The following is a 21063-nucleotide window of genomic DNA, read 5'->3' on the forward strand; positions in this document are numbered from 1 at the left end:
CGTCAGGCCTTGGCCGCGTTGCGCAGGTTGGTGAAAACGATCGGCATTACCCCGACGCCCGTCACCGCCTTGCGCACCGCCGAGACGTTCTCGTTGATCTGCAGCCACAGATAAGGCGTGTCCTCCCAGACCAGTTCCTGCGCCTTGCCCAGTGCTTCGAGGCGGGCGCTCTCCTCCGGCGCCGTGTCCGCCGTCTTCAGCAGGTCGTCGACCTCCTGGTTGCGGTAGCGACCGATGTTCCAGACGTCGGGCTTGGCGTTGTCGTCCTTGTTCGACTTGAACAGCGAGGCGAGGTGATAGGTGCCGGACGCGTTCGACGGATTGAAGCCGAACATCGCCAGGTCCCAGGCCAGGTTCGCCTTGTCCTGCCGCAGGTGATCCCAATAGGCGCCCTTCTCGATCTTGGTGATCTGGGCATCGACGCCGATCTGCTTGAGCGAGGCGGCGACGATCTCGGCGACCGAGACGTCGCCAGGGAAGAGCCCTTCCGGGGCAAAGAAGGCGAGGCTGAGTTTCGTGCCGTCCTTGGCGAGGATCCCGTCCGCGCCCGCGGTGTAGCCTGCCTCGGCCAGGAGCGCCTTGGCCTTCTCCTGGTCGAACACCGTCTCGCCGACGCTTTTGTGACCGATCGCATCGAAGGCCAGCGGCGAGTCCGGCGCCTTGGCGAAGCCGAAGAACACCTTCTCCGCGATGGTGGCGACCGGCACTGCGAGGTTCAGCGCCTTGCGCACCTTGGCGTCGGAGAGAGCCGGGCGGGTGAGGTTGAAGGCGAGCCCGATCGGACGCAGGCCCGGCCGGCGCACCACCTCGACATCGGCATTGCCGCTCAGCTGGCCGACGAGCTGCACGGGTACGGCGTCGATCACGTCGACCGCGCCGGTCGTCAGCGCATTGATGCGGGTCGCAGGCTCCGCGATGAAGCGGAAGACGACGCCGGAAGCGCCGGGCTTGGCGCCCCAATAGCCGTCGAAGGCCTTCAGCTTCAGCTCCTGGCCGGCGCTGAACGCCTCGACCATATAGGGCCCGGCGCCGACCGGGTTCTGCGCGAAACCGCTCTCGCCGGACTTCTCGATCGCGGCCGGCGACACGATCGCACCCGAGCCATGCGCCAGCGTGTTCGGCAGCTGCGCGAAGGGCGTGCTGGTGCGGATCACGACGGTCTTGTCGTCCACCACGTCGACGCCGGCGATCGGATCCCACAGCGGCCGGTTGGTGGTGTTGATCTCCTTGTTCATCATGCGCTCGATGTTGAACTTGATCGCCGCCGCGTCGCAGGGCGTGCCGTCATGGAAGGTAACGCCTGTCCGAAGCTTCAGCTCGCAGGACTTCAGGTCGGCGGCCATCGCGAACGACTCCGCCAGCAACGGCACGATCTTCATGTCGGCATCGAAGTCGAGCAGGCGGTCGAACAGAAGCAGCGCCGCCTCGTATCCGCCGGGATAACCGGTGAAGGCGCCGTGCGCCGGATCGAGCGTCAGCACGGCCGTGCTCTGGCCGAAGGTGATCACACCCGAGGCCGACTGTGCAAAGGCACGCATCGCGCCAGCCGGCAGCGTCGAAAGAAGCGCCGCTCCGGCGGCTCCCGTCAGAAATTCCCTGCGTCTCATCTGCTTACTCCCCTTCATTGTTGAACGCGGCCGGGCTCAGCTGCCCGGCGCGTCAGAGCCAGAGTTCATTCCAGGTGAAAATGGCCGGCGTCCCGCCGGTGTGAACGAAGACGACCACGTCGTCCTTCGAGAAGCGGCCCTCGCGGATGTGGGCGATCAGGCCGGCGGCGGCCTTTCCGGTGTAGATCGGGTCGAGGATGATGCCCTCGGTGCGGGCAAAGAGGCGCACGGCCTCGTCGCCGGCCTCGCTCGGGATACCGTAACCCTTGCCGACGAAGTCGGTGAAGTTGACCACCTCGTCTTCGGCGATCGTGATGTCGAGACCGAGCGCCGCGCTGGTCTCGTTGGCGATCCCGGCCGTGCGCGAGGGCAGGTGGAATTCGTCCGTTGCGCAAACGGCGTTCATGGCGAAATCGCCGCCGAGCAGCTTCTGCGCGAGCATGATACCGGCGGAACCCTTGCCGGACGAAGACATGTAGAAGACGTTTGGCGCGAGCCCACGCTCGCCGAGCTGCTCGATGACTTCGAGCGTCACTTCGAGATAGGCGACCGCGGAAGCGACGTCGAACATAGGATTGTCGTTGAGGATGTGCGGGCGGCCACCTCTGGCGCGCACATCGGCCGCGAGGCTGTCCAGCAGCGCCCGCTGCTCGTGCCGGTCGGCGGCGAAATGCACGTCTGCGCCGAGCAGGTAGTCGACCAGCAGATTGCCCTGCACATTGTTGGGCCGGCGCCCTTCCAGCACCAGGATCGTCTTGAGGCCGAGCTTGTTGCAGGCTCCAACCGTCTGCCGCGCCGAGTTGGACTGCAGGTCGAGGCCGACGACCACCGTGTCCGGCTCGTCCTTCATCGCATGCGCCAGGCGGAATTCGAGATTGCGCAGCTTGTTACCGCCCAGCGCCACGCCGGTCAGGTCGTCGCGCTTGACGAAGATGCGCGGCCCGCCCAGCACGCGCGTCAGGTTGCGTGCCTCCTCGAGTGGCGTCTGCTTGAGCGCGATGTCGAGCCGCGGCAAGGTCGCGATGCGGTCGCGTATCTCCTGATGGCTCATTCTCATCGTATCGCTCATGGCAATGCTCGTCCCTCTCTCCGGACAGGATCCGGAAAGCCACCTGCCGTACCCGGCAGCCGGTATGATTTTCTTGTTCTTACAAATGTCCCATATACAGGACAGTTGTCTTGTGTTAGAGACAGAATACCGATCCGTACGAAATCCGCAAGAGCGAGCCGCACATGACCGTCGATTCCCTCGCCGCCGAGCCGAACACCGCCCAGCGCCGCGAGCGCAGCGTCGACCGCATCCTGCAGATCCTGGAGTTCCTGCACGGCCATGGAGAGGGCATCCGGATCGGTGCGCTCGCCAAGGCGCTCAACGCGCCGCGCTCATCCACCTACACTCTGGTCAACGACCTGACTGAGGCCGGATTGCTGGAGGTCTCGCCGGAGGATTCGCGCATCTTCTTCGGCAAGCGGATGTACCTCTACGGACTGAACTACATCCGCGAGAACTCGCTCGCCAAGCGTGCGCGCATGGAGGTCGACCGTCTCGCCAAGGAGACAGGCGAAACGAGCGAGTTCTGCATGCTGCAGAACAGCCGCTACACGATCATGCACATGCGCCCCGGCAACCGGCCGTTCCGCATCAGTTCGGCCGTCGGCCTCCAGATCCCCATCCCGTGGACCGCATCGGGACGGCTGCTGCTTGCCGGCCGCCCACGCGCCGAAATCGAGGAACTGATCGCGCCGGAGGACCTGGTGCTTCCCGATGGCCGGCGCATCGACATCGGCGACTTCATAGAGGCTATCGGCCAGGCAAAGCGCGACGGCTACTGCCTGACCAAGGGTCTGGTGGATGCGGTGACGCAGTGCCTCGCCGCGCCGATTTACGGCGCCGAGGGCAATGTCGAGGCCACGATCTGCCTCGTTCTGCCGGTCGACCTGTCGGAGGACCAGACCGACGCTCTCCGCGACAGGTTGCTGCAGAGCAGCCGGGCGCTGTCTTCGCGATGACATGCTTCGACAGAGGTAGAGCGGCGGTCAGACTCCGGGCAACTCGCCCAGCATGTCCTTGAGACGGTCCGCGATCAATGCCGTGACGGGGCTCATGCGCGCGTGTCGCTGTGCGATCAGCGACAGCTGCGAGCCGGGATGGATCTTGTCGGCGAAGGGAATATGAACGATGCCGCCCGGGTCGATGTCCAGGAAGGTGTCGGCCATGCCCAGTACCGCGATCTGTCCGTGGTCGCGCACCAGCATCTTCATCACCTTGATCGAATTCGTCGTGACGATGTGGCGCGGGGTGAATTTCAGCCGCTCGAGCGACTTGTCCAGCTTCTCGCGCAGGCTGAGCGAGGCGTCGGGCATGACGAAGGAATAGTCCGAGCAGTCGCTGATGCGGATGCTCTTGTTGTTGGCCAGTGGATGGTCGCGCCCGACGATGATGCCGGGGCGCGGTTCGACCATCTTGATCACGGTGAGGTCGGGAAGGCTGGGCGCGGCGTAGCAGATGACGAGATCGAGTCCCCCGGCAAGCAGGCGGTCGAGCAGCGTTTCCGTGCCGCCGACCACGATGTCGAGGGAGATCAGCGACCGGCGCTCGCGCATCGAGGTCATCAGCCGCGACACCATGTATTCGGACAGGCTCTCCATCAGGCCGATGGAGGTGTGGCCCTTGATGTCGCCCTTGAGTTCGGCCAGATGCCGCCGGGACTTCTCCTGGTCCTGCAGCCAGCGGCGCACGTCCGCGACCAGCACCTCGCCGGCCGCCGTCAGCCGGACCCCGCGCGGCAGCCGCTCGAACAGTTGCGCGCCGTATTCCTCTTCCAGATTGAGGATCTGCCGGTTGAGCGCCGAGGGCGAGATGTTCTGCTTCGCCGCCGCGCCGCGGATGGAGCCGGCCTTGGCGACCGCGTTGAGCAGGATTGCCGCCGAGGCGATCAGCGGCATGGGATACGAACCGTTCTATCGTTGGGCATGGAAAGCAGGAATCCGGCCGATGGGTTTGTCGACACACTGGCCGGAATCGCTGCCCCTGTCCAATGCATGGCGGCGGAGGGAGCATGCCGCCGCCATGTCTGGGCAGGATTACTTCTCGTAGATGAAGTCGGCGGGCGTCAGGTCCGTGGTCACGCCCTGCGCCTGCTTCGCGACGTCGAGCGTTGCCGCGACGCCGTCCATGTTCCAGCCGAAGCCGCTTGCCTTGAACTTCGCGTCTTCGAAGACCAGGGGCAGGGCGGCCTTGGCGATGCCGGTGTGCACGGCCATGTCGAGACCGCCGACGACGGCGTTCATCGCCTCCACCGCCCCGTCCGGATCGGCCTTGGCGGCCTCGAAGGAACAGATGGCCGCCTCCTTGAAACGGGCGACGAGGGCCGGGTTCTTCGCGATCGTGTCCTCGGACGCGAGCAGCGAATTGGAATAGACGCCGAGTTCGGAAGCGAAGTTGATCGTCTTGACCTCCTTGCCGGCCTTCTGCGCCGCCGCGTTGATCAGCATGGCCGTCGTCACGAAGGTGGTGATGGCATTGACCTGTCCCTGGATCAGCAGGCCGCTCAGCGTCGCCGCCTCCACGGTCTCGACCTTCACCTTGGCGAAGTCCGCCCCGGCCTTGCCGAAAGCGATCGGCAGGATCTTGATGCCGGAATCGCCCGGCGCGTGCGCGATCGTCTTGCCCTCGAGATCGGCGATCTTGCCGATGCCACTGTCGGCCAGCACCGCGACCGCGACGGGCGAGGTCGAATAGATCGGCATGATCGCCTTCACCTTGGCGCCGGCGGTGATCTTGCCCAGCATGATCGAGCTCAGGTCGGCGGTGCCGAACGGCGCGACGCCGGCCGCGATCTTGGTCACCGTATCGCCGCCGCCATAGCCGCGCTCGACGGTGAGGTTGATGCCCTTGTCGCCGAAGCAGCCGTTCTTCGCGCCGAGATACCAGGCGCCCGCAAGACCGCCGGGCGTCCAGTCGAGCATCAGCGTGACGTCGTCGGCAGCGCGCGCCGCCGTGGACAGAATGGAACCGGCGGCGACTGCGAGGGCCGCGACGGACATCAGAAGCTTGCGTGTCATGGGAGGTCTCCGGGAGATGAGAGGACGGATCAGTGGTCGTGCATGCAGCCGCCGAGTTCGGCGGGACTTCCTTCGGCGATCACCGGCTCCAGCGTGACGAGGTCGTTGGTCGACATCATGCCGAAGTCGGTGAAGCCATAGTTCGGAATGTTCGGCAGGCTCAGGCCATTCATGCGCAGCAGCACCTTCTGCATGCGCGGCGCGCCCAGCCTTTCGGACAGGATCTCCACCATTTCGCGGGTCCAGGCCGCGACCTCCTCGAGCGACCCTTCGCTCAGCAGGCCAGCGATCGGCAGCGGCAGTTCGTAGATCACCTCGCCGTCGAGGACGAGTGCGTAGCCGCCATTGTTGGCGACGACGTGGTTGGCGGCAATCGCCATGTCCTCATGGTTCGCGCCGATCACCATCAGGTTGTGTGCGTCGTGCGACACGGTGGACGCGATCGCCCCGCGCTGGAGGAACAGCTTGCTCACGAAGCCTTTGCCAATCCGGCCGGACGCCTTGTGCCGGTCGATCACCGCGATCGAGGAAGCGCCAGCCTCGGGATCCGGCATCACGACCCCGTCGACAACCGGCAGCGTGAACTCCTCTTCCGACTTCGGCGAGGTGACGGCCAGCGCGCGCACGCGCGCCGCGCTCGCATTGCTGGAAACCTTGACCGCGAGCATGTCCGCCGTGATCGCACCGGCGACCCGCATGGTCTGCTTCGACCAGTCCGGATAGGTGAAGTTCCCCTTGGACGGCGCATGTTCGCCGTCGAGATAGGCCCATTCCCCGTCGATCATCGTCGCGAAGATATCCACCTTCTCGAAATCGTCGAGCACGACCAGGTCGGCATACTTTCCCGGCGTGATCGATCCATACATGCGGTTGATCCGCAGCCCCTCCGCGACGTTGATCGTCGCCATCTGGTAGGCGGTCATCGGATCGATACCTTCCTCGATGGCGATCCTGATGCGGGTGTTGATGTGGCCCTCGTCGATCAGCTCGTGCGCATAGACGTCGTCGGTGCAGAATTGCAGGTAGCGGGTATCGAGGCTGCGCTCGCGGATCACGCCGGCGAGCTGGCGCAGTTCCGGCCGGTGGAGGCGGTGCGGCCGGAGCGCGAACACCGTCCGCAGCCCCATGCGCTGGTTCTCGATGATCTCGTCGACGCTCTTGGCGACGTGGCTGTCCTCCGGTCCCGCGGCGACATAGGCGTTGAGGTCCTGGCCGGTCAGGTAAGGCGACTGTCCCGAAATGGTCATGCCGCGCACAATGCCCATTTCGATCTTCGTCATCTGCTCGTCGTCCTTGCGGATGAGAAGCTGCGGGTTGATGTCGCCGGCCAGGCACAGGGCCTCCGGCCAGTCCATCAGCTTGCCGGTGGCCTCGATGTCGACCCGCGCGCCGGAGGTCTCCAGCCATTCCGGCATGGCGGGAATGCGCGCCGGCACGCGCAGCTGCATCTTCAGCGGCACGAACTTCGCCTCGTCGAACATCAGCCGCATGCCCGGCACGCCGAGCACGTTGCCGATCTCGTGCGGGTCTGCCCCGATGAAGGTCACGCCCTGGCTGACCGTCGCCTTCGAATATTCGCGCACGGTCAGCATCGACGATTCGACGTGGACGTGAGGGTCCATGAAACCGGGCGTGACATAGCGGCCTTCGAGATCCTTCGTCGCCTTCGTGCGCCATGCATTCTGGCCGGCGAGCGAGACCGCGGCCACGCGGTCGCCGAGGATGGCGATGTCGGACAGGATGATCTCGCGCGACAGCGTGTAGAAAAGCCTGGCATTCGTCAGGATGAGATCGGCCTCGGCCACGCCGAGCGCAACGTCGATCAGGGATTTGCGGATGCTTGCTTCCGACACGCTATGCTCCTCGATGTGAACATCGCGAGACTGCGTCCGGAAGGCCTTCCCTGAGAAGCGCAATCTTTGGCACTTTGTGTGCGGAAAATACGCACAGTCGAAGGCCGCCGAACCGCTTGTTTCCAGCGCAATCCTTCGATTAGGCTTCATTGGGGGAGGGGGTGCGATCCTGACCGCGGCGCTCGCGGCGGGCTGTCTGTTCGGTTCAATGCAACACGGAGCTGTCCTTGACGATTTCGGACCCACCAGCCGCCGACTTGCCTGCCACTTCCGAGGCGATACGGTTCGACCACGTATCCGTCGAGTTCCGGACAAGGCACGGCGAGCCCGTCCTCGCTCTCGACAGTTTCGACCTCTCTGTTGCTCAGGGTGAATTCGTCTCGCTGGTTGGGCCGTCCGGCTGCGGCAAGTCGACGGCGCTGCGCCTCGTTGCGCAGCTGACCGAGACGACCAAGGGCCAGGTGCGTGTGGCGGGAGCCGAAAGCCTGCGCGGTTTCTCTCGCGTCGCCCTCGTCTTCCAGTCGCCCAATCTCCTGCCGTGGAAGACCGTGATCGACAATGTGCTCTATCCCGTCCGTTTCGGCTCGCCGGCCGCCGGCGTCGACCACCGGGTGCGGGCGCGCGAGCTGCTGGCGCTTGTCGGCCTGGAGCGTTTCGAGAACGCCTACCCGTCGGAGCTGTCGGGCGGCATGCAGCAGCGCGTCGCGATCTGCCGTTCCCTGGTGCTCGATCCGAAGATCCTCTTGATGGACGAACCCTTCAGTGCCCTCGACGCATTGACGCGCGAGGAGCTGCAGTTCGAGCTCCGCCGCATTCATCGCCACACCGGCAAGACGATCCTGTTCGTCACCCACTCCATTTCGGAATCGGTGCTGCTCGCCGATCGCATCGTCGTGATGGCGCCACGGCCTGGCCGCCTGAAGGACAGTTTCGTCGTCGAGCTGGCGCCGGACCGCACTCCGGCCACGCTGCACGATCCGCGCTTCGCGCAGTATTCCGACCGCGTCCGCGAAGGAATCTACGGGAGGGCCGCGGCATGAACAACGCAGCACTCCGCCCGATCGTCCTTCCGGTCTTCGCCTTCCTGGCCGCGCTCGCGCTGTGGCAGTTTGTCGTGCGCGCCTTCGACGTGCCGGAATTCCTGCTGCCGGCGCCCACCGCCATCTTTCGCGCGGCGGTCAATTTCGGCTGGCCGCTGCTCACGGTCCACACGCTGGCGACGCTCCAGACCATCCTGCTCGGATTTGCGATGGCGGCCGCGATCGCCGTTCCGCTCGGGGTGCTGCTCGCCGCCAACCGCTTCACCTCGGAAGCGCTCTATCCGCTGATCGTCTTCGCGCATGCCGTGCCGGTGATCGCGATCGCGCCGATCGTCGTGGTCGTCTTCGGCGTCGGCCTGACCTCACGGCTGATCGTCGTCACCCTGATCAGCTTCTTCCCGATCATGGTGTCGACCGCGTCGGGCATCCTGAACACGCCGCGCGACATGAACGACCTCGGCATCACGGTCGGCGCGTCCAAGGTGCAGCGCGTGCTCACCATCTCGCTGCCCAACGCGCTGCCCTTCATCTTCAACGGCTTCCGCATCGGCATCACCGGATCGGTCATCGGCGCGGTGGTCGGCGAATTCGTCAGCGCCAATTCCGGGCTCGGCTACATCGTCGTGCGGTCGACCAGCGACTTCGACATTCCCATGGCGATGGCGGCGGTGGTCGTGCTGGCAACGATCAGCGTGACGCTCTACCAGCTCGTCTCCGCGGTTCAGGTCCGCCTGACGCCCTGGGCTCCGAAGCTCGACAGATAGCCGTCCGGATCGGCTTGCGCGATCCAACTGCCGCCCCGACGGCGCTTCCTGAACGCAGGAGAGCGGCCGTCCCTCCAGCATCAGCCAAATTTTGCGCGACGGTTGACTCGGCTGCGGCATGGCCCTATGCCGTCCGTCATTCTATATTCTATATTCTATAGAATGTAGAGGAGACCCGCCGGACGGAGGCATCCCGGCGGATGCCGCGCGGCCATTTTGGGAGGATCCTTTGATACAGTCTCACACGAATTCGATTTCACGTCGCGCGCTGCTCGTGGCCGCGACGCTGGCTGCGACCCTGCCGGCGTCTTTCGCGCTGGCGCAGAGCGAGCCGGTCGAAATCCACGTAATGGCCAACGAGGCCTTCTCCAACATGATCCAGTCGTCGGAAGTGGCCGAGTTCAACAAGCACTATCCGAACATCAAGGTGACCGTGGACGGCGTGCCCTATGTCGAGCTGCTCGCCAAGATGATGCTCGACGCCACCAGCCCGACCCCGGTCTACGACGTGCTCATCGTCGACGATCCGTGGACCCCGCAGCTCGCGGACGTCGGCGCCCTGCAGGACCTGAAGAGCACCGAGATGGCCGGCTTTACCGCTGCCGATTTCGACTGGGCCGACTTCAACGCCGCGCCGCTGGCCGCCAGCGAGTGGAAGGGCACGCAGTACGGTGTGCCGCTGCGCTCCAACATGCTGATGATGTTCTACAACCGCTCGCTCTACCAGAAGGCGGGCGTGCCCGAGCCGACCCCGGCGCTCACCTGGGAGCAGTATCTCGAACAGGCGCCGAAGCTGGTGCAGGACACCAATGGCGACGGCAAGGTCGACGCCTGGGCGATCGACACCTATTTCGTGCGCGAGCCGCTGACGCCGACCATCTGGCAGACCATCATGAACTCCAACGGCGGCAAGCTGCTCGACGCCGACGGCAAGCCCGCCTTCAACAACGAGATCGGCGCGGCGGCGCTCGAGACCCACAAGAAGCTGCTCGACTTCGCCCCTCCGGGCGCGCTCGCGCACGGCTTCACCGAATCGCTGCAGGCATTCCGGCAGGGCACCGTCGCGGCCATGTTCCAGTGGGGCAGCGTCTACCGCAGCTCGGCGGTCGATCCCAAGACCACAACCCTGACGCCCGAACAGGTCGGCATCCAGGTCCTGCCGGCGGGCTCGGCCGGCCCGGGCGCACATCGCGGCATCTGGAGCGGCGCGGTCAGCGCCAAGAGCGAGAAGAAGCAGGCCGCCTGGACCTTCCTGCAGTGGCTGAGCTCCAAGGAGGGCGAAACCTGGCGCGCCAACACGCTCGGCACCTTCCCGGCCCGCAAGTCCACGCTCGCCTCGAAGCCGGAGAGCGAATGGCTGGCGCCCGTCTATACCGCGTTGCAGCTGGCCTATGACGTCGCCGCAAAGGGCGAGATGTGGCGCATCCGCAATCCGCGTTCGGACGCGGCGCAGCAGATCCTCGCCGACGAGGTCGCCCGCGCCATGGCCGGACGCGTCACCGCCGCCGAGGCCTTGCAGACCGCTTCGGAAAAGATCGAAAAGGTGCTGAACTAGCCGGCGCTCGACAAGGGAGGAGCATCTTGGTCGACGAACGTCACATCGGCACGCGCGGATCGCATTCGCGCGTCGTCCGCCGGTTCGCGGATCTCTTGTCGCGCTGGGCCTTCATGGTTCCCGCGGCGGTGCTCCTCCTTGCCGTGCTTGCCTATCCGATCTTCTACACGATCGAGATCAGCTTCTCCCGCTTCGACCTCGCCACCTTCAGCGCGGTCGAGTGGGTAGGCTGGGACAACTACGCCCACGTGCTTGACGATTACCGCTTCTGGGATTCGATGAAGGTCACGCTGATCTACCTCGTCTTCGCCTTGCCGCTGCAGATCGTGCTCGGCTTCGGCATCGCCTTCCTGATCAATGCCGAATGGCGCGGCCGCAATGTCGTGCGCGCGCTGTTCATCATCCCGATGGTCGTGGCCCCCGTCGTCGCCGGCGGCATCTGGCGCATGATCCTCGATCCGCTCTGGGGCATGGTGAATTACCTGCTCGGTCTCGTCGGGCTGGGCCCGCTCGACTGGTTCGGCGATGCGACGCTCGCCATGGCCGCGCTCATCATCATCGACACCTGGCGCTGGACGCCTTTCGTCATCCTGACCGCGACCGCCGCTTTGCTCGCGCTGCCGAAGGACGTCTTCGAGGCCGCCGAGATCGACGGCGCGAACTGGTGGTCGAAGCTGTGGTCCATCACGTTGCCGCTGCTCGTGCCCATCATCGCCGCGACCTTCGTCGTGCGCTGGCTGGGCGCGGTGAAGATGTTCGACATCGCCCTCGCCGCCACCTATGGCGGACCGGGTGGCGCGACCAACGTCATCAACCTCTTCATCTACGAAGAGGCCTTCCGCTCGCTGCGCTTCGCCGAATCCGCCGCCATGGCGGTGATCATCCTGGTCGTCACGATGATCCTCACGGCCCTGTTCCTGCGCGGCAGCCGCCTGCTGGAGGAACGCTATTGAGCGCGATCGCCCATCACGCTGCGACGCGGCGCAGGAGCAGGTTCGGATCCCGCCTGCGCATTTCCGCCGGCGTCGTCGTCTGCTTCATCTTCCTGTTTCCGCTGATCTGGATGGTGCTGACCTCCTTCAAGGAGCAGCGCGACATCTTCACCATGCCGCCGACGCTGTTCTTCACTCCGACGCTGGAGTCGTACACCACTTACCTCCAGCGTCCCGACATCTGGCGCCGGCTGGTCAACACCGTCATCGTTGCGGTCGGTTCCGGTCTTGTGTCCATCGTCGCCGGCGCGATGGCCGGCTATGCGCTGGCGCGGATCCGGCTTCGCGGCGCAGGCATGATTGGCCTGCTGATCGTCCTGTCGCGCGGTGTCCCGCCGATCGCGCTCGCCGTGCCGATGTTCCTCGTTGCGCGTAAGCTTGGACTTACCGATCAACACATCACGCTGATCCTCGCTTATTGCACTTTCCTCATCCCTTACGTGATGTGGCTGATGCGCGGCTTCTTCCTGTCGTTGCCCAAGGAACTCGAAGAGTCCGCGATGATCGACGGATGCAGCCGCTTTGGCGCGTTCTTCAAGATCATCGTCCCGATCTCGCTGCCTGGGCTCCTGTCGACGCTGATCTTCAGCATGATCCTCGCCTGGGAAGAGCTGCTGTTCGCCCTGGTGCTGACCAACCGCAATGCCTCCACGATTCCGGTCGCGATCCAGGGTATCGCGGGCGATACGATCAACGGCGCCAACTGGGCGGCTCTGACGGCCGTCGGCACCATCACTGTCCTGCCCGTCGTCGTTTTCGCGATGCTGGTGCAGAAATGGCTTGTTCAGGGGATGGCCGACGGGGCGACCAAAGGCTGACGCAAACACGAGGTTCGACGGCACCGCCGGGGAAATCCATATGACGCCTACACCGCTCTACATGACGAAGTCCGACCTCGCCCGTCGGCATATCCAGGGCATGATCCTGTCCGGCCAGGCCCGGCCGGGCGCCCGCATCACGACCCGCGAAGTGTCCGAGGCCCTCGGCATCTCCGAGACCCCGATCCGCGAGGCCATCCGCGCGCTTGCCGCCGACGGCTGGGTCGAACTGCAGTCGCATGTCGGTGCCGTCGTGGCCCACTTCGGCGGCGAGCAGATCACCGAGATATATGCTCTTCGCAGCCTCATCGGCGCGCTTGCCGTGGAACTCAGCGGCCCGACCTACGACGAGGCCCGGCTGGCGAAGATCGACGCCAACATCGAGGCGTCCAAGGCGGCGGTCGCCGAGCGCGACGTCCAGACCTACATGCGCCTCAACAACGAGTTCCACACGCTGCTGTGCGACACGCCGGCCTCGCAGTGGTGCTACAAGATTCTCACCAGCCTGCGCTCGCAGACCGCGATCCACCAGGGCTTCGCCGCCGTGCCGCAGCGGCTGGCGGAATCGCTCGCCGAGCATTGCGGCATCCGCGATGCCGTGCGCTCCCGCGATTTTGCCAAGGCTGCCGAACTCATCAGAGCGCATGAGCATGCCGCCGGCGTCGCCCTTATCAACGAGCTCGCCGTCTCGCGACCGGCCGCTCCGTCCGGCGAACGCTGACAGCCCCACCGAACAAGCAGCAAAGGTAAATGCAGATGCCAGCCGGCCCTAACAGGAACGAGCGCGAGATCACGCAGCCCGTCGATCTCTGCCTGCCCAACGGCCGGCTCAACCCCGCCGCCGTCGGCTGGACGCGTCGGCCGCTGCATCGCGCCAACCTGCAGGGCTGGGGCCGCAACAAGCGCTTCGAATACTGGTGCGTGACGTCGCCCGAGCTCGTCTGCGCGATCAATGTCTCGCATGGCGACTATCGCGTGACGCTGGCGACCTTCTTCCTCGACCTGAAGACGATGCACACCTTCTCGCAAGCCGAGATCCATTGGCTGCCGCGCGAGAAGGTCACGCCCATGCCGGAACAATCCGGCAAGGGCGGTGTCACCGGCACCGGTGACAGGATGCGCATTTCCATGCAGGCGGTTGACGGCGGCACGCTGCTCAAGGCCGACACGCCGCGCCTCACCCTCGAGATCATGGCGCATGAGGAGCCCGGCCACGAATCGCTCGGCGTCGTCGTGCCGTGGGACGACAAGCGCTTCCAGTATACCCGCAAAGACAACTGCCTGCGCGCAACGGGCTCGATCCAGGCCGACGGCAAGACCTATGAACTGTCGAACGCCTACGCAGCGCTCGATCACGGGCGCGGCCGCTGGCCCTATTCGATCGTCTGGAACTGGGCGGCCGGCAGCGGCGTCTCACGCGGTCGCGAAATCGGCCTGCAGTTCGGCGGCAAATGGACCGAGGGCACGCCGTCGACCGAGAACGCGCTGCGCATCGACGGCCGCATCGAGAAGATCGGCCAGGAACTGGAATGGGTGTACGACCGTCGGAACTTCATGGCGCCGTGGAAGATCCGCGGCGACCGAGTCGATGTGACATTCACCCCCGTCTACAACCGCCAGTCCAATTTCGACCGCCTCATCGTCCGCAGCAAGGAAGACCAGGTCTTCGGCTGGTTCGACGGAACGATCGTCAGCGAGAAGGGCGAAACCGTCCCGGTCGAGCGCATCTTCGGCTGGGCGGAGGAAGTCTCGCGGCGCTGGTGATGAGCCGGCGCACGCCGGCGACATCGGACCCGAGGGACAGCAGGAGGAAGAAAGCATGAGCACCGTCGACATCAGGAACGTGCGCAAGTCGTACGGTGGGCACGAAGTGCTCCATGGCGTGTCGATCCACATCCCCGACGGCGAGTTCGTCGCCCTCGTCGGGCCTTCCGGCTGCGGAAAGTCGACACTGCTGCGCATGATCGCCGGCCTGGAGGACATCAGCTCCGGCGACATCGCGATCGGCGACCGAGTGGTCAACGACGTCGTGCCGCGCGACCGCGACATCGCCATGGTGTTCCAGAACTACGCGCTCTACCCCCACATGAATGTGCGCGAGAACATGGGCTTTGCGCTCAAGCAGCGGCGCGTTCCGAAGGCGCAGATCGAGGAGCGCGTGCTCAACGCGGCCCGTATCCTCGGCCTCGAAAGCCTGCTCGACCGCAAGCCCCGCGCTTTGTCCGGCGGCCAGCGCCAGCGCGTCGCGATGGGCCGTGCCATCGTGCGCGATCCGAACGTGTTCCTGTTCGACGAACCACTGTCCAATCTCGACGCCAAGCTGCGCGGCGAGATGCGGTCGGAGCTGAAGGAACTGCATCAGCGGCTCCAGACCACGACCGTCTATGTCACGCACGATCAGATCGAGGCGATGACTTTGGCCGACCGCGTCGTGGTCATGAATGGCGGCAATGTCGAGCAGGAAGGCCCGCCACTCGAACTCTACGATCGGCCGCAGAGCCTGTTCGTCGCCGCCTTCATCGGCTCGCCGCCGATGAATTTTCTCGAGGGCTTCGTCGCAGGCAACGCCTTGGCGCTCGATCATGGCGAACGACTGGACCTGCCGGTGGCGCTGCCGACCGGCGACCGTATCGTCGCCGGCGTCCGGCCTGAGCATTTCACGATTGCCGCCGAAGGCTGGCCGGCTGTCGTCTCGGTGGTCGAGCCCACCGGCTCGGAGACGCAGATCACCGCGCGCATCGCAGGCCAGATCGTGCGCGTGCTCGTGCGTGGTCGCACCGAGGTGAAGCCCGGCGAAACGATCCATCTCTCCGTTCCGCCGGCACATCTCCATATCTTCGACCCCGGCACGGGAAAGCGCCGGGAGATCGCCGCCTAGGCTCTGGTGCAGGCATGGACAGCGTGCAGAACCCGGATACCGCCCTGTTCCGCTTCGGCGGCGGATTGCCCGATCCGCTGCCGATCTGGACGGGACTGCCGCGCTACAACTTCGTCGGCGGTCATAACGACCCCGACAACATCCCTGTCGGCGAACTCGCCGATGCGGCCGCGCGAGCGCTGCGTGCCCACGCGCGGCATCTCGCAATCTACAATCTCGGCACTGGCCCGTTCGGCTTCGAGGGCTTGCGGGACGGCATCGCGGTTCGCTTGGCCAAACGCGGAATGAAGGTCGGGCGCGATCGGGTATTCGTCACCTCCGGCTCGGGACAGGGCCTCGATCTCGTCAACGCCGCTCTGCTCGAGCCGGGCGATGCCGTCATCCTCGAAGAGCTCACCTATTCGGGTGCGCTTAACAAGGTACGCAAGTTGGGTGCGCAGGTCGCGGGCGCTCCACTCGACTCGCACGGACTCGATGTCTACCGTCTCGGCCAGATGCTCGATACGATGGTTCGGCAGGGCGTGCGGCCGAAATACATCTACACGATCCCGACCGTGCAGAACCCGACTGGCAGCATCCTGTCGGAAGACCGCCGGCGCCGCCTGGTCGAGCTGGCGAGGCATTATCACGTGCCGATCTTCGAGGACGAATGCTATGCCGAGCTCGCCTTCACGGAGGCTCCGCCCGCGCTCGCCGCCCTGGCGCCCGACGCGGTGATCCATATCGGCTCGTTCTCCAAGACGCTCGCACCGGCGCTGCGCCTCGGCTACATCGTCGCCGAACCTCATGTCCTGCGCCGGATAGGAGCCTTGAAGAGCGACGGCGGCACCGGCGCGATCGACCAGATGGTGGCCGCCGAGTATCTGGCCACCGGCTATTCCGGCCATGTCGAAACACTGGTCGCGGCACTGAGGCGCAAGCTCGCCGTTATGGTGGAAGCGATCGAGCGCGAATTCGGCACCGCCGTCGAGATCGTCCACCCCGAAGGCGGTATCTTCATCTGGCTGCGCTTTCCGGACGATCTCGACGTGCGCCGCCTGATCGCGCCAGCGGCACGACGCGGCGTCGTGTTCAACCCGGGTCCGGAATGGGCCTGCGACCCCGAGAAGGCGAAGAACGTGATGCGGCTGTGCTTTGCGCTCCCCGGCGAGGACGACATCCGTGCCGGCGTGGCCGAACTGGCGGCGGCCTGCCACGAAGTCGCGGGCTATCCTGAACGCTCCGGCAACATGGCAAGGAGCACTGCCTGATGATCGACCTCTACACCTGGACCACCCCCAACGGCCGCAAGGTCTCGATCGCGCTGGAGGAACTCGGCCTGCCCTACCGGGCGATTCCGGTCGACATCACCAAGGACGAACAGTTCAGGCCCGACTTCCTCGCCATCAGCCCCAACAACAGGATTCCGGCCATCGTCGACCACGACACCGGCGTGTCGCTGATGGAATCGGGCGCGATCCTCATCTATCTCGCCGAGAAGACCGGAAAGCTGCTGCCCGCCGAGGGCGAGCGCCGCTACCGCTGCCTCGAATGGCTGAACTGGCAGATGGGCGGCTTCGGCCCGATGCTCGGCCAGGCGCATCACTTCCTCAGATACAATCCCGGCGTCGCGCCCTATGCCGAGGAACGTTTCGGCGCCGAGGCCCGCCGTCTCTACGGCGTGCTGGACCGCAGGCTTAAAGGCCGCGACTACGTCGCCGACGACTATTCGATCGCCGACATCGCGATCTGGCCCTGGGCATCGCGCTACGAGTGGCAGCGGATCGACCTCGACGCCTATCCGAACGTCAAGCGATGGTATCTTGCACTCGCCGCGCGGCCGGCGGTCCAGCGCGGCTATCACGTCCCCGCGCGGGTCAACGAGATTCCCCTGCCTTTGCCATGACATCCGTCGCTTTCCCGCCAGACGCCCGACCGGGCCGGGGCGCCACACGACGCCTCCGCCGCGTGCTCTCTTTGGACGATTTCGAGGCGGTCGCGCGCTCCTTCTTGCCGCGCCCTATCTTCGGCTACGTCGCCGGCGGTTCGGAAACCTGCGCCACGCTGCGCGACAACCGCACGGCCTTTGCCGAATGGGCGATGCTGCCGACGACGCTGGTGGACACTTCGACGCGCAGCCAGAAGCGCACGCTGTTCGGGATCGACTATTCGTCCCCCTTCGGCATCTCCCCGGTCGGCTTCAGCGCACTGTCCGCCTATCGCGGCGACCTCGTCCTCGCGCAGGGCGCCCGGCGCGCCGGAATCCCGATGATCATGAGCGGCGCTTCGCTGATCAGGCTCGAGGATGTTGCTTCAGCCGTTCCCGGCGTGTGGTTTCAGGCCTATCTTCCCGGCGACGAGCGCACGATCCTGGCCATGCTCGACCGTATCGAGCGCGCCGGTATCGGCACGCTGGTACTGACTGTCGACATGCCAGTCATCTCGAACCGCGAGAACAATCACCGCACCGGCTTCTCCGCGCCGCTCAACCCGACCCCGCGCCTCGCCTGGGACGGACTGGTGCGACCGCGCTGGACGGTCGGCACGTTCCTGCACACGATCGTCCGCCATGGCATGCCGCATTTCGAGAACTCGACCGTCGAACGCGGGCCGGCGATCGTGGCGCGCAACTTGGCGCGGCACATGCCGAACCGGGATCGGCTCGACTGGAGCCATGTCGACCTTATCCGCAAGCATTGGTCCGGCCGGTTCGTCATCAAGGGTATCCTGACTCCCGGAGATGCAACCAAGGCGCGCGAGAGCGGCGTCGACGGCGTCATCGTTTCCAACCATGGCGGCCGCCAGATGGATTGCCTGCCGTCGCCGCTGAGAGTCTTGCCGGACATCGTGAATGCGATCGGCGGCGCGATCCCGGTGATGCTCGACAGCGGTGTCCGCCGCGGCACGGATGTGCTGAAGGCGCTGGCTCTCGGGGCCGATTTCGTCTTCCTCGGCCGTCCGTTCATCTATGCCGCCGCAATCGGCGGCGAGGCGGGCGTGGCCCACGCACATCGCCTGCTTGCGGAGGAAGTTGACCGCGACATGTCGCTGCTCGGCATCATCTCCCTGTCGCAATTGTCGCGCCGGCACCTGATGCGCATCGCCGGGGAGGCAGGCACCGTATGAAGACCTTCGACTATGTGATCGTCGGCGCAGGCTCCGCCGGCTGCGTCCTCGCCGAGCGGCTCTCCGCCGACGGACGCAACAGCGTGCTCGTTCTCGAAGCGGGCGGCAGCGACCACAATTTCTGGATCCGCATGCCGCTCGGCTACGCCAAGTGCTTCACCGATCCGGAGGTCAACTGGAACTACAAGCCCGAGCCCGACCCTGGCCTCGGCGGACGCGTCAACCATTGGCCGCGCGGCAAGGTGCTCGGAGGATCTAGCTCTATCAATGCGCTCGTCTGGATGCGCGGGCACGCCTCCGATTTCGACGACTGGCGCGCGGCCGGAAACATCGGCTGGGGCTATGACGACGTGCTGCCAGCGTTCAGGGCGCTTGAGGATAACGAGGCCGGAGCCGACCAGTGGCGCGCGACCGGCGGACCCGTGCACATCGCCGACATACGCCGGATGGCACACCCGCTCACCCACCGCTTTCTGGATGCCGGCGCCGAACTCGGCTTGCCTCGGAATCCCGACTTCAACGGCGCCGGACAGGAGGGCGTCGGCATCTACCAGCTCAACATCGCGCATGGCCGGCGGGTCTCGGCGGCCGACGCGTTCCTCCGTCCGGCGATGCGGCGCGGCAATGTCGAGGTGATCACGCATGCCGTCGCGACAAAAATCCTCGTCGAGAATGGCCGCGCCGCCGGCGTCGAATTCCTGCACAGGGGCGAGAAGGCCGTCGCCCAGGCAAGGCGGGAGATCGTGCTGAGCGCCGGCTCCATTGCGTCACCGCAACTGCTTCAACTGTCCGGCATCGGACCCGGCGAGGTGCTGAGGGGATTGGGCATACCCGTCATCTCGGGCAACCGGCACGTCGGAGCCAATCTGCAGGACCATCAGAGCGTCAACTACGCCTGGCGGGCGAACGTTCCGACCCTGAACCGCCTGCTCCGCTCCTGGTGGGGAAAGGCGTTCATCGGCGGCCGCTACGTTCTGACACGCACCGGACCGCTGGCGATGAGCGTCAACCAGGGCGGCGGTTTCCTGCGCAGCGATCCGGCTCTTTCGCGGCCGAACCTGCAGATCTATTTCCAGGCGAATTCGGCGGTCCCGCCGCGTCCCGGCGGCAGTGCGATACGCGAGATCGATCCGTGGCCCGGCTTCGCGATGGGCGTGTCCAATTGCCGACCGAGAAGCCGAGGAGAGATCGTCATCGCTTCGCCCGATCCGGCCCAGCCGCCGCGCATCGCCGTCAATGCGCTGTCGGACCCGCATGACCAGATGGAGCTGGTGGCCGGCGTGCGCTTCTTGCGCCGCATGGCGGCGACGCAGGCGCTGTCACGCTTTATCGTCGAGGAGATGCGACCCGGCGCCTCCGTACAAACCGACGAACAGCTCCTGGCCGACATCCGCGCCCGCGCCGGCACGGTCTTCCATCCGGTCTCGACCTGCCGCATGTCGCCCGACCAGGACAAGGGTGTGGTCTCGCCGCGCCTTGCCGTCCACGGCATATCGGGATTGCGTGTCGCCGACGCCTCGGTCTTTCCGTCCATCATCTCGGGCAATACCAACGCCGCGACGATGATGATCGGCTGGAAGGCGGCCGAGATGATCCTCGAGGACAATCGCTGACGGCATCGACGCGGCAGCGGATCGCCGCTCCTCAGGCCGCAGAACCCATGCCGGGCTCGCAATAGATGCCGTAGAGCGTTTCGAGGACCTTGCTCACCTCGGGCGAAGCGAGGTGATAGTAGATCTGCCTCGCATCCCGGCGTGTGTCGACCAGCCTCAACGCACGCAGCTTGCCGAGCTGCTGCGACAGCGCCGACTGGTTCATTCCGACCTGCTCGGCAAGCTCGTTCACGCTCACCTCGCCTTCCAGCAGTCGGCACAGGATCCGCAGCCGGTTCTCGTTCGCCATCGCCGCGAGCAGACTTGCTGCCTCGCGGGCGTTTGCGTCCAGCTTCTCGGTGTCGATCATCATCGTTTGCGCCAACATCATCTGACAGCCCTTCACTGAAGTCGGTCGTACAGCCGATCTCGTCAACAAGCGAATACGTATTCCGTGTCCGTTTTGACTCAAGACAAGGCCGGCTAGCCCTGGCCGGCATTATCCAGAACCCAGACGCCGCCATTCGCTCTTGCATTCTGTTGGGCATGCTTATACATGAACACATCATCATATGAAAGGATGTTGTGATGAGCCTCGATAGAACCGTTCTCGCATTCGCCGGCGTCATGGTGCTGCTCTCCGTCGTGTTGACGGTTTGGGTGTCGCCGCTCTTCGTCTGGTTCACCGTCTTCATCGGCCTGAACCTCCTCCAGTCGGCCTTCACCGGCCTCTGTCCGGCCGCCTTCGTGTTCAGGAAGCTCGGCATCAAGCCGGGCTGCGCCTTCTGAAAAGG

20 protein-coding genes are annotated in these 21063 nt (G+C 65.4%); 14 read left to right on the forward strand and 6 right to left on the reverse strand.

From position 1 onward, the window contains the following. Positions 1-2: 2 nt before the first annotated feature. Both B9Z03_RS03450 and B9Z03_RS03455 read right to left on the reverse strand, forming a co-directional pair. Complete coding sequence (locus B9Z03_RS03450) at positions 3-1607, reverse strand: ABC transporter substrate-binding protein (RefSeq protein ID WP_176247415.1); 1605 nt, start codon at positions 1605-1607, stop codon at positions 3-5. 52 nt (positions 1608-1659) lie between these two features. Beyond that, a complete protein-coding gene (locus B9Z03_RS03455; protein ID WP_085462897.1) occupies positions 1660-2676 on the reverse strand; it encodes a pyridoxal-phosphate dependent enzyme in 1017 nt (338 codons plus the stop codon). Positions 2677-2840: 164 nt separating this feature from the next. On the opposite strand from B9Z03_RS03455, the gene B9Z03_RS03460 reads away from it, so the two are divergent. After that, positions 2841-3617, forward strand: a complete 777-nt coding sequence (locus B9Z03_RS03460; protein ID WP_085462898.1) for an IclR family transcriptional regulator — start codon at positions 2841-2843, stop codon at positions 3615-3617. A gap of 27 nt (positions 3618-3644) precedes the next feature. Here B9Z03_RS03460 and B9Z03_RS03465 read toward each other — a convergent pair whose 3' ends face one another. From B9Z03_RS03465 to B9Z03_RS03475, 3 genes are all read right to left on the reverse strand, one after another. Next, the gene (locus B9Z03_RS03465) at positions 3645-4553 is read right to left on the reverse strand and encodes a LysR family transcriptional regulator (RefSeq protein ID WP_085462899.1); all 909 of its coding nucleotides are present in this window, start codon (positions 4551-4553) and stop codon (positions 3645-3647) included. A gap of 138 nt (positions 4554-4691) precedes the next feature. Next, positions 4692-5672, reverse strand: coding sequence for an ABC transporter substrate-binding protein (locus B9Z03_RS03470; RefSeq protein WP_085462900.1), 981 nt, complete (start codon positions 5670-5672; stop codon positions 4692-4694). Positions 5673-5701: 29 nt separating this feature from the next. After that, positions 5702-7525, reverse strand: coding sequence for an adenine deaminase C-terminal domain-containing protein (locus B9Z03_RS03475; protein WP_176247416.1), 1824 nt, complete (start codon positions 7523-7525; stop codon positions 5702-5704). 227 nt (positions 7526-7752) lie between these two features. Here B9Z03_RS03475 and B9Z03_RS03480 point away from each other — a divergent pair, with 227 nt between their 5' ends. The 12 genes from B9Z03_RS03480 (at position 7753) to B9Z03_RS03535 (ending at position 20290) form a co-directional block, all read left to right on the forward strand. Further along, on the forward strand, positions 7753-8565 hold the full coding sequence (locus B9Z03_RS03480) for an ABC transporter ATP-binding protein (protein WP_244561651.1): 813 nt from the start codon (positions 7753-7755) through the stop codon (positions 8563-8565). Beyond that, positions 8562-9329, forward strand: coding sequence for an ABC transporter permease (locus B9Z03_RS03485; protein ID WP_085462903.1), 768 nt, complete (start codon positions 8562-8564; stop codon positions 9327-9329). Before B9Z03_RS03480 ends, B9Z03_RS03485 begins: the two co-directional genes overlap by 4 nt. Positions 9330-9558: 229 nt before the next feature. Beyond that, positions 9559-10884: an ABC transporter substrate-binding protein gene (locus B9Z03_RS03490; protein ID WP_244561652.1), complete on the forward strand. Its 1326-nt coding sequence runs from the start codon at positions 9559-9561 to the stop codon at positions 10882-10884. Between the two features lie 26 nt (positions 10885-10910). Then, the gene (locus B9Z03_RS03495) at positions 10911-11837 is read left to right on the forward strand and encodes a carbohydrate ABC transporter permease (protein ID WP_244561653.1); all 927 of its coding nucleotides are present in this window, start codon (positions 10911-10913) and stop codon (positions 11835-11837) included. Beyond that, positions 11834-12694: a carbohydrate ABC transporter permease gene (locus tag B9Z03_RS03500; protein WP_085462905.1), complete on the forward strand. Its 861-nt coding sequence runs from the start codon at positions 11834-11836 to the stop codon at positions 12692-12694. The genes B9Z03_RS03495 and B9Z03_RS03500 overlap by 4 nt, the downstream gene beginning before the upstream one ends. A 40-nt stretch (positions 12695-12734) precedes the next feature. Beyond that, complete coding sequence (locus B9Z03_RS03505) at positions 12735-13415, forward strand: GntR family transcriptional regulator (RefSeq protein WP_085462906.1); 681 nt, start codon at positions 12735-12737, stop codon at positions 13413-13415. 35 nt (positions 13416-13450) lie between these two features. Further along, positions 13451-14458, forward strand: coding sequence for a DUF2804 domain-containing protein (locus B9Z03_RS03510; protein WP_176247417.1), 1008 nt, complete (start codon positions 13451-13453; stop codon positions 14456-14458). Positions 14459-14513: 55 nt separating this feature from the next. Further along, on the forward strand, positions 14514-15572 hold the full coding sequence (locus B9Z03_RS03515; protein WP_085462908.1) for an ABC transporter ATP-binding protein: 1059 nt from the start codon (positions 14514-14516) through the stop codon (positions 15570-15572). 14 nt (positions 15573-15586) lie between these two features. Continuing rightward, complete coding sequence (locus B9Z03_RS03520) at positions 15587-16822, forward strand: aminotransferase-like domain-containing protein (RefSeq protein WP_085462909.1); 1236 nt, start codon at positions 15587-15589, stop codon at positions 16820-16822. Then, positions 16822-17457, forward strand: a complete 636-nt coding sequence (locus tag B9Z03_RS03525) for a glutathione S-transferase family protein (protein ID WP_085462910.1) — start codon at positions 16822-16824, stop codon at positions 17455-17457. The genes B9Z03_RS03520 and B9Z03_RS03525 overlap by 1 nt, the downstream gene beginning before the upstream one ends. After that, the gene (locus B9Z03_RS03530; protein WP_085462911.1) at positions 17454-18677 is read left to right on the forward strand and encodes an alpha-hydroxy acid oxidase; all 1224 of its coding nucleotides are present in this window, start codon (positions 17454-17456) and stop codon (positions 18675-18677) included. Before B9Z03_RS03525 ends, B9Z03_RS03530 begins: the two co-directional genes overlap by 4 nt. Continuing rightward, on the forward strand, positions 18674-20290 hold the full coding sequence (locus B9Z03_RS03535) for a GMC family oxidoreductase (protein WP_085462912.1): 1617 nt from the start codon (positions 18674-18676) through the stop codon (positions 20288-20290). Before B9Z03_RS03530 ends, B9Z03_RS03535 begins: the two co-directional genes overlap by 4 nt. A gap of 31 nt (positions 20291-20321) precedes the next feature. Here the strand turns inward: B9Z03_RS03535 and B9Z03_RS03540 are convergent, their stop codons facing one another. Beyond that, positions 20322-20660: an ArsR/SmtB family transcription factor gene (locus tag B9Z03_RS03540; protein WP_244561655.1), complete on the reverse strand. Its 339-nt coding sequence runs from the start codon at positions 20658-20660 to the stop codon at positions 20322-20324. 197 nt (positions 20661-20857) lie between these two features. Here B9Z03_RS03540 and B9Z03_RS03545 point away from each other — a divergent pair, with 197 nt between their 5' ends. Further along, on the forward strand, positions 20858-21058 hold the full coding sequence (locus tag B9Z03_RS03545) for a YgaP family membrane protein (RefSeq protein WP_085462913.1): 201 nt from the start codon (positions 20858-20860) through the stop codon (positions 21056-21058). Positions 21059-21063 lie beyond the last annotated feature (5 nt).

The sequence above is a fragment of the Mesorhizobium australicum genome (genome assembly GCF_900177325.1).
Classification (GTDB): Bacteria; Pseudomonadota; Alphaproteobacteria; order Rhizobiales; family Rhizobiaceae; genus Mesorhizobium_A; species Mesorhizobium_A australicum_A.

Bases quoted from the DNA above. Each gene is read 5' to 3' on its own strand.
- B9Z03_RS03450 (WP_176247415.1), bottom strand. From the start codon at position 1,607: ATGAGACGCAGGGAATTTCTGACGGGAGCCGCCGGAGCGGCGCTTCTT.
- B9Z03_RS03455 (WP_085462897.1), bottom strand. From the start codon at position 2,676: ATGAGCGATACGATGAGAATGAGCCATCAGGAGATACGCGACCGCATC.
- B9Z03_RS03460 (WP_085462898.1), top strand. From the start codon at position 2,841: ATGACCGTCGATTCCCTCGCCGCCGAGCCGAACACCGCCCAGCGCCGC.
- B9Z03_RS03465 (WP_085462899.1), bottom strand. From the start codon at position 4,553: ATGCCGCTGATCGCCTCGGCGGCAATCCTGCTCAACGCGGTCGCCAAG.
- B9Z03_RS03470 (WP_085462900.1), bottom strand. From the start codon at position 5,672: ATGACACGCAAGCTTCTGATGTCCGTCGCGGCCCTCGCAGTCGCCGCC.
- B9Z03_RS03485 (WP_085462903.1), top strand. From the start codon at position 8,562: ATGAACAACGCAGCACTCCGCCCGATCGTCCTTCCGGTCTTCGCCTTC.
- B9Z03_RS03505 (WP_085462906.1), top strand. From the start codon at position 12,735: ATGACGCCTACACCGCTCTACATGACGAAGTCCGACCTCGCCCGTCGG.
- B9Z03_RS03510 (WP_176247417.1), top strand. From the start codon at position 13,451: ATGCCAGCCGGCCCTAACAGGAACGAGCGCGAGATCACGCAGCCCGTC.
- B9Z03_RS03515 (WP_085462908.1), top strand. From the start codon at position 14,514: ATGAGCACCGTCGACATCAGGAACGTGCGCAAGTCGTACGGTGGGCAC.
- B9Z03_RS03520 (WP_085462909.1), top strand. From the start codon at position 15,587: ATGGACAGCGTGCAGAACCCGGATACCGCCCTGTTCCGCTTCGGCGGC.
- B9Z03_RS03525 (WP_085462910.1), top strand. From the start codon at position 16,822: ATGATCGACCTCTACACCTGGACCACCCCCAACGGCCGCAAGGTCTCG.
- B9Z03_RS03530 (WP_085462911.1), top strand. From the start codon at position 17,454: ATGACATCCGTCGCTTTCCCGCCAGACGCCCGACCGGGCCGGGGCGCC.
- B9Z03_RS03535 (WP_085462912.1), top strand. From the start codon at position 18,674: ATGAAGACCTTCGACTATGTGATCGTCGGCGCAGGCTCCGCCGGCTGC.
- B9Z03_RS03540 (WP_244561655.1), bottom strand. From the start codon at position 20,660: ATGATGTTGGCGCAAACGATGATGATCGACACCGAGAAGCTGGACGCA.
- B9Z03_RS03545 (WP_085462913.1), top strand. From the start codon at position 20,858: ATGAGCCTCGATAGAACCGTTCTCGCATTCGCCGGCGTCATGGTGCTG.